The 14,753-nt window shown below is 40.7% G+C and carries 12 protein-coding genes and 1 pseudogene; 3 read left to right on the top strand and 10 right to left on the bottom strand.

The window, feature by feature from the left end:
- Window positions 1–63 precede the first annotated feature (63 nt).
- The 3 genes from PYW33_RS16310 to PYW33_RS16300 are packed head-to-tail and all read right to left on the bottom strand — an operon-like array spanning window position 64 to window position 3,131.
- On the bottom strand, window positions 64–1,008 hold the full coding sequence (locus PYW33_RS16310; RefSeq protein WP_004668309.1) for a copper resistance protein B: 945 nt from the start codon (window positions 1,006–1,008) through the stop codon (window positions 64–66).
- Window positions 995–1,333, bottom strand: coding sequence for a hypothetical protein (locus PYW33_RS16305; RefSeq protein ID WP_004897649.1), 339 nt, complete (start codon window positions 1,331–1,333; stop codon window positions 995–997). The genes PYW33_RS16310 and PYW33_RS16305 overlap by 14 nt, the downstream gene beginning before the upstream one ends.
- Window positions 1,320–3,131 carry a copper resistance system multicopper oxidase gene (locus PYW33_RS16300; protein ID WP_004733211.1) on the bottom strand — a complete coding sequence of 604 codons (1,812 nt, stop codon included), beginning with the start codon at window positions 3,129–3,131 and terminating at the stop codon, window positions 1,320–1,322. Before PYW33_RS16300 ends, PYW33_RS16305 begins: the two co-directional genes overlap by 14 nt.
- A gap of 601 nt (window positions 3,132–3,732) precedes the next feature.
- Here PYW33_RS16300 and PYW33_RS16295 point away from each other — a divergent pair.
- Window positions 3,733–4,437: an IS6-like element IS1008 family transposase gene (locus PYW33_RS16295; protein WP_023278713.1), complete on the top strand. Its 705-nt coding sequence runs from the start codon at window positions 3,733–3,735 to the stop codon at window positions 4,435–4,437.
- 53 nt (window positions 4,438–4,490) lie between these two features.
- Here PYW33_RS16295 and PYW33_RS16290 read toward each other — a convergent pair.
- The 5 genes and pseudogenes from PYW33_RS16290 to PYW33_RS16270 form a co-directional block, all read right to left on the bottom strand.
- Window positions 4,491–4,688: pseudogene (locus tag PYW33_RS16290) on the bottom strand (hypothetical protein); the annotation flags it as partial.
- 112 nt (window positions 4,689–4,800) lie between these two features.
- Window positions 4,801–5,721 (bottom strand): copper resistance protein B, encoded by a 921-nt coding sequence (locus tag PYW33_RS16285; protein WP_004733213.1) that lies wholly within the window; start codon window positions 5,719–5,721, stop codon window positions 4,801–4,803.
- Entirely contained in the window at window positions 5,708–7,378 is a 1,671-nt protein-coding gene (locus PYW33_RS16280; RefSeq protein ID WP_228198469.1) for a multicopper oxidase domain-containing protein, read from the bottom strand. Before PYW33_RS16280 ends, PYW33_RS16285 begins: the two co-directional genes overlap by 14 nt.
- A gap of 62 nt (window positions 7,379–7,440) precedes the next feature.
- Window positions 7,441–8,373: an IS5-like element IS17 family transposase gene (locus PYW33_RS16275; protein WP_000743272.1), complete on the bottom strand. Its 933-nt coding sequence runs from the start codon at window positions 8,371–8,373 to the stop codon at window positions 7,441–7,443.
- A gap of 167 nt (window positions 8,374–8,540) precedes the next feature.
- Complete coding sequence (locus PYW33_RS16270) at window positions 8,541–8,837, bottom strand: hypothetical protein (protein ID WP_004281865.1); 297 nt, start codon at window positions 8,835–8,837, stop codon at window positions 8,541–8,543.
- A gap of 148 nt (window positions 8,838–8,985) precedes the next feature.
- On the opposite strand from PYW33_RS16270, the gene PYW33_RS16265 reads away from it, so the two are divergent.
- Both PYW33_RS16265 and PYW33_RS16260 read left to right on the top strand, forming a co-directional pair.
- Window positions 8,986–9,666 carry a heavy metal response regulator transcription factor gene (locus PYW33_RS16265; protein WP_004679347.1) on the top strand — a complete coding sequence of 227 codons (681 nt, stop codon included), beginning with the start codon at window positions 8,986–8,988 and terminating at the stop codon, window positions 9,664–9,666.
- Window positions 9,659–11,059: a heavy metal sensor histidine kinase gene (locus PYW33_RS16260; RefSeq protein WP_005105857.1), complete on the top strand. Its 1,401-nt coding sequence runs from the start codon at window positions 9,659–9,661 to the stop codon at window positions 11,057–11,059. The genes PYW33_RS16265 and PYW33_RS16260 overlap by 8 nt, the downstream gene beginning before the upstream one ends.
- Before the next feature lie 38 nt (window positions 11,060–11,097).
- Here the strand turns inward: PYW33_RS16260 and PYW33_RS16255 are convergent, their stop codons facing one another.
- Both PYW33_RS16255 and PYW33_RS16250 read right to left on the bottom strand, forming a co-directional pair.
- Window positions 11,098–12,381 (bottom strand): MgtC/SapB family protein, encoded by a 1,284-nt coding sequence (locus PYW33_RS16255; RefSeq protein WP_004663995.1) that lies wholly within the window; start codon window positions 12,379–12,381, stop codon window positions 11,098–11,100.
- Window positions 12,378–14,753 carry a heavy metal translocating P-type ATPase gene (locus PYW33_RS16250; RefSeq protein WP_023278710.1) on the bottom strand — a complete coding sequence of 792 codons (2,376 nt, stop codon included), beginning with the start codon at window positions 14,751–14,753 and terminating at the stop codon, window positions 12,378–12,380. Before PYW33_RS16250 ends, PYW33_RS16255 begins: the two co-directional genes overlap by 4 nt.

Genomic DNA, 14,753 nt, shown 5'->3' with positions numbered 1-14,753 from the left:
GCTTCCGGCCACATTAAGCTAGAGTTTTATTTAAATAAAGCTATTTAGTAATCATTAAATTAATTAAAATCTAAATCTAACACCAGCTCCATATAACCAACCTTTCTCAGAGTTTGATTCTATTTGCCACGACGTTTCATCATTACCTTTTGAATACTCATAGGCAATGTCGATATACGGCATGATCTTTTTACTGATTTCATAGCGAGTTTCAAACCCTGCGGTTGCACTGCTTAAACCAGTTTTTTTCGCATATTTAGAGTCATCACTAAAGATAGCATCCAACTCTAAATAAGGTTGAATAATCAACTTTTGCGTAATCAGAAAATCACGTTCCGTTTCTAGGCTAAAGCCCGCATAATTGTCTTCTCCCGCATAGAGATAAGCATCAGTTTCAAAGAAATATGGCGCCATACCATGTAAGCCAATCACCGCATCAACATTTTCTTCGGTGTCTTTGCGATGATCATTGAGTTCAACTTTTTCACTACGATAACGTGCACCAATCTGTGCATCCCAAAAGTCTGAAATCATACGGCTATATAAAAGTTTGGCATCATAATGTGCATCATGCGATTCTTCTTTATCGGCATGAATTTTAATAAAAACCTTATTTTCATCTGTGCCAATACGGGTTTCAAACTCTGACTTTAAATCACCTGTGCCATCTTCATTGACAAGCCACTTATTGTCCACTGTCGTAATCGCATAAATTTGCGCACCGTGTTCTGAGCGATGATCATAATGCGAACTCTGCTGAGCATTCGCATCTGGTACATGATGTAAATGATTAACCGTAGATGTTGCCTGATGTTGTGCCTGATTCATTTGGCTATGGTTCATTTGAGAGCGATCCATTTGCATCGGCTGATTTTGACTAGAAGATGTAGCAACTGTCATTTTTTCAGGCGCACTATGATCTTCACCATTATGTGCCAAACTCACTGCACTGACCATCAACAAAGAGCTTGCTAAAACAGTTTTAGAAAAAAGATTAATGGTGCGCATGTTGATCTCCTTTCTGTACTTTTTGATCTTGCTGTTTCTCTGTTGATTTGTGATGCATTGGCTGATGACCTGCATGTTGATGGTTCATCGGTGCTGAATGTGCAGCATGATTCATTTTCCCCATCATCTGCATGTGTTGTGCATGCTCTTGTGGAGAATGCTGTGAATGATCCATCTCAGACATCGCTTGATGATTCATTGATGGTACATTTTTTCCATCAGTCTGAGCAGTTGAATGATGCCCTTCGTGCGCCAAACTTAAGCTTGTTAAACTCAATACCGCAACAGAAAAAAACGCTTTAAATACAAAATTAGTGATGTGCATGTCCAGCTCCTTTTTGCTCAGTTACTTGGTGAGTTTGAGTCGAATTTGTACCTTGAATTGGCGTTGTAGACACTTGTTCATCGCTAACATTTGCCACGATCAACTTGTTCATCATTCCTGCACTCATGTGATACAACAAATGACAATGGATTGCCCATTCGCCCAACTCATCCGCAGTTAATAAAGCAGTCACTGTTTTACCCGGTGGTACAATCAATGTGTGTTTATTCGGCATATCTACCGACTCTTGACCATTCTCCAACTGCATAAACATGCCATGTAAATGCATGGGGTGCGCCATCATACTGTCATTAATAAATTTGATACGGATACGCTCGCCATACTTCACTTTTAATGGCTCAGCATCGCTGAATTTTTTACCGTTAATCGTCCAAATATAACGCTCCATAGTACCGCCCAAACGCACTACTAATTCACTGCTAGCTTCACGAGTATCTTTTTGCGGTTCTAAAGATTTTAAATCACTATATTGCAAGGCTTTATTGCCCGCAGGTGTAGATGCATTTGCCCAACCATAAACCACTTGATCATTTTCTTGTGGTTTTGCTGTGCCATGCTGTGAATGATCCATTTTCGAGTGATCCATGCCTTGCATATCGCCATGGTTCATTTTTGAATGATCCATTTTCGAGTGATCCATGCCTTGCATATTGCCGTGGTTCATTTTCGAATGATCCATTCCTGCATGATCACCGTCACCATGTCCCATATCTTCCATGGTCAAAAGTGAGCGTGGACGTGGTGCAGGCATATGAATGCCATGTGTCATAGGATTTAGTTCATTGTGCAGTGTACCAATCGCATAACCTGAACGGTCAATTGACTCAGCTTCAATTTGATAATGTCCACCTTTTGGCTCCACAATCACATCATAAGTTTCAGCTGTGCCAATACGAAACTCATCCACAGCAACAGGTTTTACAGGCTGACCATCAGCACTGACCACAGTCATTTTCAAGTTAGGAATACGGACATCGTAGAAAGACATCGCAGATGCATTCACAAAACGTAGGCGAATTTTTTCATTCGGTTTAAACATTCCTGTCCAATTTTGTTCAGGTGTTTTGCCATTAATGAGGAAGGTATAACCTGTAACATCCGACATGTCGGTTTTTAGCATACGCATCTGATTCCACATTTTGCGGTCAGACCATGTCGCTTTTATGCCATCACGTTTAACCTGCTTCCAAACATCACCCAAGGTTTCACGCTGATCTTGATAATATTCAGCTGAAATTTTAAGATCTTTCTGAATTTGATCACTGGTTTTTTCATGAAAATCTGACAACATCACCACATAGTCACGTTCAGCTTTTTCATGTGCTGCCAATGGTGTTTTACCTTTTGGATAAATCACAAAAGAACCATATAAGCCGTCCTGTTCCTGTCCTTTAGAATGAGCGTGATACCAATAAGTCCCGCTTTGGCGAATCTTGAATTTATAAACATACTCGCTTTGAGGCTTAATACCGTTAAAACCATTAAATCCCGGTACACCATCCATAATGCCCGGCAACAACAGTCCGTGCCAATGAATAGAAGAATCTTGGTTTTTTAAATTATTTTTCACGCGAATGATGGCTTCATCACCCTCTTCAAACTCAAGCAAAGGCGCAGGAAATTGACCATTTACGGTAATGCGCTTTACAGGCTTTCCAGTTGGGCTGACCACTGCTTCATCAATAACAAGCTGATATTCACGCACTTCGGCAAAAACCAAAGGCGACGATGCAAAACAAATACCTGCTAATAGGTACGAACTAATTTTATGAGACATAACTTAACCTTAATTTTTGAAAAATAAATAAATTTTAAAAAAATTGGTTAAGTTTTAGGAGGACGTGAAATTTCTTGCCAATACCCATTTAGATATTGGTTGGGATAATAAAAATTAGGCTGATCTATAGAATAGAAGGTATCTAGGGGATCTAGCGAGCTTTGCAAAGAATGAAGACATGAGATCTGTGTCTGGCAGGATAAGCTAGAACATTCCTGACACTTTTTGTGATCTATATTCTGATTAAGAGCTAAATGATTATGGCAATCGGTATTCGTCTGTACTTCGTGATTAATACCATGTTGAGTGACTTGCTGTGCTTGATCTAAACAATGATCTTGGCTCATTTCAGTTTGCATATTGATATGCATTATCTTTACTGATGCAACAGACACACTACTCCATCCTATGGCAAAAACCATAAGAAAACAAAACCAAAGTTTTTTGGAGAGATGAGTCAACACGAATGCTATCTAGGAATAGAATTTAATCCAAAATATCTTAACGGAATTTCAAATATTTACAACTCAATATAATTGGCACTGTTGCAAATAGGCTGACATGATAAGCTAAATATCTTATTTATTTCGAGATACAGCAGATGAATCCCTTCCACGGTCGGCACTTTCAAGGTGAAATCATTCTTTGGGCTGTTCGTTGGTATTGTAAATATGGCATCAGCTATCGTGAACTTCAAGAAATGCTCGCTGAACGAGGCATAAATGTGGATCACAGTACAATTTATCGTTGGGTTCAGCGTTATGCTCCAGAAATGGAAAAACGGTTACGCTGGTATTGGCGTAATCCTACAGATTTACATTCATGGCATATGGATGAGACTTATATCAAAGTGAAGGGGCGATGGACTTACCTGTATCGTGCAGTTGATCAACGGGGTCATACGATTGACTTTTACCTTTCCGCTAGACGGAACAGTAAATCAGCCTATAGTTTTCTAGGAAAGATCTTCAATACGGTGAAAAAATGGCAAATTCCACGGGTCATCAATACAGATGAAGCAGCGACCTATGGCCATGCTTTATCACGGTTAAAGCGAGAAGGAAAATGTCCAGTAGATATTGAGCACAGGCAGATTAAGTATAAAAATAATGTCATTGAATGTGATCATGGTAAGTTAAAGCGGATCATCAGGGCCACATTAGGATTCAAATCTATGAAGACGGCTTATGCCACAATTAAAGGTATTGAAGTCATGCGTGCACTACGTAAAGGACAAGCATCGTCATTTTATTATGGTCAGCCTCAAGGTGAAGTGTGTCTAATCAACAGGGTTTTCGGTCTCTAAGCACTTTTAAAAAGGAACTTCATCGACTCAAATCTCTATTTGCAACAGTGCCTTTTTTTGACCTTTGCTTCAACTTTCATACAGTCGGTATGCATCATATCCTGGTTTTGAGATGCTTCCATTTGCATGGATTTCATCTGTTCAGATGGCATTAAACACCGCTTATGTACAGACGAAGCAGCAGCAGCCGATCCTACTAAAAGGATAGCAAACGATAAAAACAGCGATAGGCATGTTTTTAACCACTGCATAGAGATAAGACCAAAATTTAAGCTTTTTTAGTTTTACAGATTCGAAAGGAAATGACAACAATTTCATGAATAGTAGCCGAAGCTACCATTCATGATTCCAAGTCATATTATTTTAAAAAACTAATTCGATACCTGCACCATATTTCCATCCCTTTTCAGACTCTGTTGCCTCTTGCATAGAAGTGGCTTTCTGTCCTTTTTCATATTGGTAAGCAACATCAATGAAAGGTTTAATTCGCTTAGTAATCTCATATCGGGTTTTGATACCAGTTTTAAGTTCTGATAAACCTGATTTTGCAGCATAGTTAGAATCATCGCTAAATATTACATCTGCTTCGATATAAGGTTGAGTAATAAGTTTCTGAGTTAAAAGCAAATCACGTTCTAATTCAAAACTTGCTCCCCAAAAATTATTCTCACCGCCATAAAGATATGCTTGTGTTTCAAAGAAATAAGGAGCTAATCCTAATACACCAATAACACCATCAACTCGATCACTGTTGCTGCTATTTTTATCTTCGCTATATCTTACACCAGCTTGTATATCCCAAAATGGGGCTACGTTACGGCTATAAAGTGCTGATACAGCATATTTTGGATCATTACTTTCTGACTTTTCCGAATTGGCTTCAATAAATAGACGATTTTCATCTGTTCCAATCAAAGTTTCAAGCTTTGTTCCTAGGTTGCCCTTACCGTCTTCATCAACCATCCATGCATTTTCAAGTCTTGTTACTTGATAAATTTGTCCGCCATGTTCTTTAAGATGATCATCGTGAGATCCGTCTGATGTCTTTCTTGCAGTCAAAATAATATTATCTCCCCCATTTGCATTTTCCATTGAATAATATTCTGGATACAATTCTTGGGGGCTATATCTTAAGCCGCCAGACTCCTGTAATAAGACTCTCATACCATTTGTAATATTACTTTCTTGTTCCGAAGTGCTGCTATTAGCAAAAGTTAAGTTTGATATACTTATTAATGCAATTGATAAGACTGTTTTTGAGAAGAAATTCTTAGTGATTTGCATGTGGATTTACTCCCTTCTCATTTACTTGGGACTGAGGAACAGTCTTTGTAGAATTACCATCTTCCACTTGAGCTACAATGAGTTTATTCATCATTCCTGCACTCATATGGTAAAGCAGGTGACAATGAATAGCCCACTCACCTAACTCATCAGCTGTGAGTAGAGTGGTTATCGTTTTCCCAGGTGGAACAATTACCGTATGTTTGTTTGGCATATTGCTTGGATCCTGACCATTCTCAAGCTGCATAAACATGCCATGTAAGTGCATTGGGTGAGCCATCATACTGTCATTGACAAATTTTAAGCGAATACGTTCACCATACTTCACCACTAGTGGGTCGGCTTCATTAAATTTTTTACCATTTATTGTCCAAATATAACGCTCCATGTTTCCACCAAGACGGATCTCTATTTCACGTTCAGCTGCACGAGTGTCTTTTTGAGGATCTAACGATTGCAAATCACTATATTGCAATGCTTTATTACCTTCAGGTGTTGAAGCATTTGCCCATCCAAATACGGTATTATCATTCTTGTCTGAAGCCGCCTTAACAGTAGCGCTATTCATCGGCATATCATGATCCATACCTTTCATAGAAGACATATCATGATCCATACCTTTCATAGAAGACATATCGTGATTCATGCCTTTCATAGAAGACATATCGTGATTCATGCCTTTCATAGAAGACATATCATGATTCATATCTTTCATAGAAGACATATCATGATCCATACCTTTCATAGAAGACATATCGTGATTCATGCCTTTCATAGAAGACATATCATGATCCATACCTTTCATAGAAGACATATCGTGATCCATATCTTTCATAGATGACATATCATGATTCATTCCCATATCTTCCATAGTCAATAAAGAACGAGGACGAGGCTTAGGCATCTCAATTTGTTTGACTGCTGGGCTGCTTTCTTCATGTAATGTTCCCACTGAAAAACCGGTACGATCAATAGATTCAGCTTCAATTTGGTAATGTGCTTGTTTTGGTTCCACAATGACATCATAGGTTTCAGCAGTACCAATACGGAACTCATCTACAGGAACCGGCTTTACAGGTTGACCATCAGCACTGACTACAGTCATTTTTAGGTTTGGAATGCGTACATCAAAGAATGACATAGCGGAAGCATTAATAAAACGAAGGCGAACTTTTTCACCAGCTTTGAAGTTACCGGTCCAGTTTTGCTGAGGTGTTTTGCCATTCATTAAAAATGTATAACCAGTCACATCGGACATATCTGTTTTCAGCATTCGCATCTGATTCCACATAGAACGGTCTTGCCAAGTCGCTTTTAGCCCATCACGTTTAACTTGTTTTAATACATCGAATACTGTTTCGCGGCGGTTCTGATAGTAATCTGCTTCTTTTTTAATATTTTTCATAATTTGATCACTTGTCGAATTATGAAAATCAGAAAGCAAAACAACGTAATCTTTATCGGTTTTTTCAGCAGCTGTTAGTGGAGTTTTATCTTTAGGATAAATAACAAAAGCACCATATAAACCGTCTTGTTCTTGTCCTTTACTATGTGAATGATACCAATAAGTACCATTTTGGCGGACTTTAAACTTATATTCATAAGTTTTATTAGGGGCAATGCCATTAAATTTGTTAAATCCAGGTACACCATCCATAATTCCAGGTGGCTTTGTTGCACAAAGATTTGAAATGCAAAGCGCCCCTAATTGAGCCAAATTTAAGGCGTAACTTGGGTAAGTGGTCGACCTAATTCCGTAAATCTGTTGAGGACTGCTACACGTGCATGAATTTCATTCACCTGACTAGGAAAGCTTCTTGCCATTAATTTATCGCCTAATAATTTGATGCAATGCATCTTGGTTTCCACCAAACTGCGCCGATGATAGCCTGACCATTTTTTCCATAATGTCCTGCCTAAACGTTTAACTGTTCGAAGTAATTCATTTCGCTCTAGCGAGCTACTCTTTGTATCTTTCCATGGTTTCGCATTTTTTCTAGGTGGAATCACCGCATGTGCTTGCCGATCTGCAATGACCTGACGGCATTGCTTGGTGTCATAAGCTCCATCGGTATAAACAGAGTCAATCTGCTCATCTTGTGGAATCTGATTAAGTAAATCACCAAGCACCTGTGAATCACTGACATTATTGGTTGTGAGCTGAATAGCGCGTATTTGTAGGGTTTTGGCATCTATACCAATATGTAGTTTACGCCATTGGCGACGATATTCAGCTCCATGTTTCTTGCGTTTCCATTCGCCCTCACCTAGAAACTTCATGCCTGTAGAGTCTACGAGTAGATGCAGCCCATCGCTACTTTTTTGGTAGCTGATTGCAATATCAATATGCTTTTGTCTTCTACAAAGCGTACTGTAATCTGGTGCGGTCCAATTTAATCCGCAAAGTTTAATCAGACTTTGCACAAAGCCAGTGACCATACGTAAAGATAGACGGAATAAGGATTTAATCATTAAGCAGCATTGGATAGCTGCGTCGGAGTAGGTTTGATTTCGCCCTTGTTTGCCTTTTGATGGAGCATACCATTGCGTAGCAGGATCAAACCAAATGGCAATATTTCCGCGACTCATGAGTGCTCGGTTATATGCGGGCCAATTGGTTGTGCGGTAGATTTTGTGTGTAGGCTTCTTCATTTGAAAATTATATCGCTGAAAAAGCCTTTACAGATAGGTTTGTGCAACAAAGCCTCTCACCTTTAGATTTTTTGACATTCTATCTCACCTTTAGAAAGGTCAAGGTTGAAGTAATAAAGCAAATATTTAGTATAAACTTTAATACTTCTTTCTCGCTATTTATAAAATTATTTATTGCTACTAGGCATATTCATCTTTGAATGATCCATTTTAGAATGGTCCATATTCATCATAGAATGATCCATTTTTGACATGTCAGATGAGTTAGGAGACTGATGTTGACTATGATCTTGCTGAGTCTTGTCATCTTTTTCCATTTTACAAGGTTTTGTACAAGGTTCCTGTGCTTTTACCGTTTTAGTGGCACTTGAGGTTGATACATCTTTTGCCCAAGATTGAGTACCAGCAATTAAAGTTCCAGCACACATTAAAATTGTTAGACTACGACGCACTACAGTTTTCATAAGTTTCTCTAAAAGTTAATTTCTTGCTACTACACTAAAGTGAAGCACTGAACATCTAAGTGACTTGAAAATGACATTTTTGTAATCTATCTCGATCAGATGTTTTATAACGTTATTATAGTTTTAATGAATAACTTAGGATTCTGAGATGAGAATACTATTAGTTGAAGATGAACAAAAAACTGGTGATTATCTCAAGCAAGGTTTATCCGAAGCTGGCTATATTACGGACTGGGTTACAGATGGGTTAACGGGTAAACATCAAGCTCTTTCTGAAGAGTATGACTTAATTATTTTAGACGTGATGTTACCTGGACTAAATGGTTGGAATATTATCAATGATATTCGTAGCAGCGGTAAAACAATGCCCATTCTTTTTCTTACCGCCCGAGATCAAATCGAAGATCGAGTAAAAGGATTAGAGCTAGGCGCTGATGATTATTTAGTTAAGCCTTTTGCTTTTGCAGAGCTTCTAGCTCGAATAAAAACGCTCCTTAGACGAGGGCAACAAAGAGAAGATAATAATATTATTAAGATTGCTGATTTAGAACTTGATTTGAGAAAACGTCGGGTAACACGAGCAGGTCAACGCATTGATCTGACGGCTAAAGAATTTGCGCTTATGGAGCTTTTTATGCGTAGAAGAGGTGAAATTCTACCAAGAGCACTTATTGCATCTCAAATTTGGGATATGAACTTTGATAGTGATACAAATGTAGTTGAAGTCGCTATTAAACGATTAAGAAATAAAGTAGATAGTAATTTTACCCCTAAGTTAATTCAGAATATTCGAGGAATGGGGTATGTATTAGAGGTAGAAGATGAATAATAAATTATTCAAATCTATCAGTTTTCGTATTGGTATTATTTTCTCATTATCGACTATATGCATTCTCATTATGATGGGGTTTTTCATCCATAAATTAGTGATGCATCATTTTGAAACGCAAGATCGTACCCAATTAGAAGGTAAAATCCAGCTTATTCAGAATCTTCTCCAACAGCATCCTAAAAATTCTCCAGAACTTGATCTATATTTGAAAGATGCTTTAGTTGGACACCATGATCTTATGGTCCAAATAGAACGACCGGCAGGTCAGATTTTATTTAGTTCAGCATCTTCAATCATTAATACTCAACAGTTAATCAAGTCAGCAAATAACCCTTGGATTAAATGGAAAATTAAGAATAAGACCTATCGTGGCATGATCTACAACACGGATATAAACAAAAATACTGAAATACAATCTGTACGCATTATTGTGGGGATAGATACATCTGAACATCTACATTTTTTAAATGATTTTAAGCGTCAACTTTTTTACATTGGTTTAGCCGGTACGATTTGTTTAATGTTTTTAGGTTGGTTTGCAACCTGGAGAGGTTTAAGACCCGTGCAAAAAATGGCTAAGGTCGCAGAAGGCATTTCTGCCCAACATCTTTCAGAACGTTTAGAAGTTGAGCACACACCAACAGAACTAAAATCATTAGCAATTGCCTTCAATGATATGCTCGACAGACTAGAATCAGCTTTAGAAAGGCTTTCCGATTTTTCATCTGATTTAGCGCATGAAATTAGAACACCGATTAATAACTTAATGACTCAAACTCAAGTATGTCTTGCCCGTAAACGAGATACCAGTACCTATCAAGAAGTACTATTTTCTAATTTAGAAGAATTAGAACGTTTGGCTCGAATGGTATCCGATATGCTTTTCTTGGCAAAAGCAGAACATGGCCTAAAATTACAGAACTTACAGAATATTGACCTGGTTAAAGAAGTTACAGCCTTATTTGATTTCTATGATGCGCTAGCTGCCGAAAAAAATATGACGCTTCAACAAACAGGATCTGGAAATGTCAAAGGTGATCCTGCTATGTTACGTCGAGCACTCAGCAATCTATTATCTAATGCAGTTAAATATGGAAATAAGAATTCTACAATACGCATAAAACTTCAACAGAATTTAGATAACACAATATTTTCAATTGAAAATGAAGGCCCTGAAATCTCTCCTGAACAACTATCCAGGTTATTTGATCGATTTTATCGAACAGATGCATCTAGACAAAGAACAGAAGAAGGAACCGGCTTAGGGCTCGCGATAACAAAATCTATTCTTGATATGCTTGGGGCGACCATCCAGGCTGAATCCCTCAATGGTCGAATCATTTTTACCATTGTTTTTCAAAGTGAATCCATGCAAGGGGAATCATTTTAACTCATTTTTTGAACATCTTCCATTTACCCGAGTTGACCTTACATAAAGCTCAAACTGAGAGCCAGAGCTACGCCAGCACCTATCATGGCAATTGTGTAGCCAAATATGATAGCTCGGCCAAACTGTGCCCCCCCTGTCATCCATGCAATTGTCGCTTTGCTTAACATGTTGCTCAGTGTGGCCAGCCCTAGCGCGACAGCAGCCACATTTGTTGTTAAGCCTTCAGTACTATGCAGGCGGGCAAGTGAGACTAAAATAGCATCTACGTCTGCTAGCCCAGAAATAGTCGATAATACGAAGATGCCGCTGGTGCCCAACCATTGTTTTGCTGCCGGGACCAAGACTGCCATGACAGCCAGGAAAGCAGCGAAGCTGAATGCTGTCCCAAGATCAAAAGGAGCCATTGCTTCTATTGTTCGATCGTTGTTTTCAGCGCTGGTAATTTGGCGTTGTCTCCACAATGCCATACCCAGCAGAAGGATTCCCGCAATCATCATTGCACCACCAAAAGTGCTTAGCAATGCTGGCTCAATGACGCCTATCAGCACAACCATACGAAAAAACATGATGCCACAGGCAGCCAATGTTCCAGAAATAGCAGCACTGACCATGACGGGGTGCTGGCGTGTATAGCGTGCCAGTGCGACAGTTGCAGCTGTAGAAGATGCCAAACCACCCAATAGACCTGTCCAGAATATGCCTCTTTCTGAACCGGTAAGCCGCATGGCAAAATGACCTGCCAGAGAGAGTCCGGCAATCAGGATCACTGCCCACCATAACTGGTAAGGATTTAATGCAGCAAAAGGTCCCAGACCCGTATTGGGTAAGTAGGGTAATATAACGACAGAAAGTACCAGCAACTGCAGGGATGCGGTTAATTCACGATGTTCGATCAAGCGTAGCCAACCGTGTAAGGTTGGCTTGAGATCCAAAAATACAGCGACGATTACAGCCGCGGTTAATGCTAAAGTAACATTACCATGGGATGCATATGCACCTAAAACTAATGTCAACAGCATCGCGATCGTCGTGGTAGCGCTTAGATTACCGGAAAGTTTTGCGGTACGCGCGTAGGACACTGTTAATAATAAGGAAAGCCCTAATACGGCCGCGACCAGCGGCCAAGGCCCGAAGTTTGGTTGTAAATGACCGAGCACTCCTCCGAGCAATCCTGTCAATGTGAAGGTACGTAGGCCTGCTACTCGGCTGCCCTCGGGCAATTCACGATCGTGCCATCCTCGTTCTAAACCAATGAGCAGGCCGATGGCAAGTGCTGCAATAAGACCTGGTACATCTGGTGGAAGAAAAGAACTCTCTATCATAACTTTTTATTTCGCAGGCGAAGGGCATTCGTGATGACTGAAGCTGAACTAAAACTCATCGCCAAGGCCGCAATCATGGGTGACAATAACCAACCGGTAAATGGATAGAGTACGCCAGCTGCGATTGGGATACCCAAGGCATTGTAAAGGAAAGCAAACATGAGGTTCTGTTTCATGTTGCCAACAGTAGCTTCCGAAAGGGAACGGGCAACCGCGATACCGCGTAAATCCCCCTTGACCAGCGTAACTTGAGCACTATTCATTGCGACATCAGTTCCGGTCCCCATAGCGATACCGACATCAGCCTTGGCTAGTGCTGGTGCATCATTGATTCCATCGCCGGCCATTGCCACGATGCGACCTTCCTTCTGCAATTTGCTGACCAGTTCTAGTTTATCTGCGGGTTTAACTTCACCATGTACCTCATCAATACCCAGACGTGCTGCGACTGAACGGGCAGTGGTGAGACCATCTCCTGTTGCCATCACGATACGTAGTCCAGCTTCCTTCAGGGTGGCAAGTGCTTCAGGGGTACTTTTTTTGATGGGATCGGATACTGCAAGCAGGCCGGCCAATTCACCATTGATGGCTAGATGCATCACACTTGCACCTTCTGAACGCAGCTCTTCGGCTTGCGGAATCAGAGATTGTACCGAGATACCTAATTGCTCCATCAGTGCTGTGTTGCCCAAAGCTAACTGACGATCGCCCACTTGACCTCGAACACCAATCCCTGAGCCTGATTCAAAATTATCTGGTGTTTCAAGAGACAGGCCACGTTCGTGTGCTGCATTTACAATCGCTTCGGCTAGCGGGTGTTCACTGCCTTGATCAAGACTGGCGGCTAAACGTAATACTTCAGATTCATCGAAACCTGATGCGGCAACCACACGATCGAATACAGGGCGTCCTTCGGTCAACGTACCTGTTTTATCGATGATTAGTGTGTCAATCTTGCGCAGATTCTCAATGGCTGCTGCATCGCGGAACAACACACCATGAGTAGCACCTTGACCCGTTGCAACCATGATAGACATTGGAGTTGCCAAGCCTAGTGCACAAGGACAGGCAATAATGAGTACTGCCACAGCATTGATTAATGCATAAACCCAGCTCGACTCTTCTGGGCCGAACAATCCCCATCCAAAGAAGGTAAGCAAGGCAATGGTCACTACAGCCATGACGAACCAACCTGCTACCTGATCAGCCATACGTTGCATTGGTGCTCTCGAGCGTTGAGCTTGTGCCACCATCTGTACGATCTGGGACAACATGGTACTTGAACCAATTTTCTCTGAACGCATGATCAATGAACCATTGGTATTCAGGGTAGCGCCAATGACTTTATCGCCGACACGTTTAGTGATTGGTAAAGGTTCGCCTGTCAGCATTGATTCATCTACTGAACTACTTCCTTCAGTGACTACACCATCCACAGGAACTTTTTCACCTGGGCGGATGCGGAGTAAATCTCCTACATGGACATGAGTCAGAGGAACATCTTCCTCAGTTCCATCGGGCAGGATTCGGCGAGCTGTTTTAGGAGCAAGTCCGAGGAGTGACTTAATTGCAGCAGAAGTTTGCGAACGTGCTTTTAATTCCAGTATTTGCCCCAGTAGGGTCAAAGAAATGATGACCGCTGAAGCTTCAAAGTAAACAGCGACACGACCCATGGAGATAAATGAGTCTGGAAAGATTTGTGGTGCAATGGTCGCAACCACACTGTAAATAAAAGCAGCCCCTGTACCTAGACCGATCAGGGTCCACATGTTTGGGCTGCGATTCACAACCGATTGCCAACCACGGGAAAAAAATGGCCAACCTGCCCACAGTACAATCGGGAGTGACAACACTAATTCAATCCAGCTCTGAACTGCCATGTCGAACAGGTTCAGTTGATGGCCAAACATTGCCAAAAAAGTCACGACTATGGTGAGTGGCAGTGTCCACCAGAAGCGTCGACGGAAATCACGTAACTCAGGATTCTCATCTTCCTCTAACTCGGGAATGAGTGGTTCCAGTGTCATTCCGCATTTAGGACAGTTTCCAGGATGATCCTGTCTAATTTCTGGATGCATTGGGCACGTATAGATGGTCGTGCCTGTTGTGCTTGCATCATTAACGGATTGAGTAGTCTGATGATGCTGTGTATGTGCATCGGCAGTCGTCGTTGCGGGTTTAGCGATATATTGCACCGGGCTGCTATGAAACTTTGATTGACATTTATCACTGCAAAAAAAGTAAGTTTTCCCCTTAAATTCCTCATGGTATTTCGATTCTTCAGTGACGGTCATACCACAGACTGGGTCTTTCAGTACGTCTGTTGTAGCCTGTGCCATATGGTCCTGGTTATGATTTTTTTGATCTGACAT

The organism is Acinetobacter lwoffii, from assembly GCF_029024105.1.
In the GTDB taxonomy this organism is placed as follows: Bacteria; Pseudomonadota; Gammaproteobacteria; order Pseudomonadales; family Moraxellaceae; genus Acinetobacter; species Acinetobacter lwoffii.
Note: the sequence above shows the minus strand (reverse complement) of the source record. Positions and strands in the feature narration are given on the sequence as shown.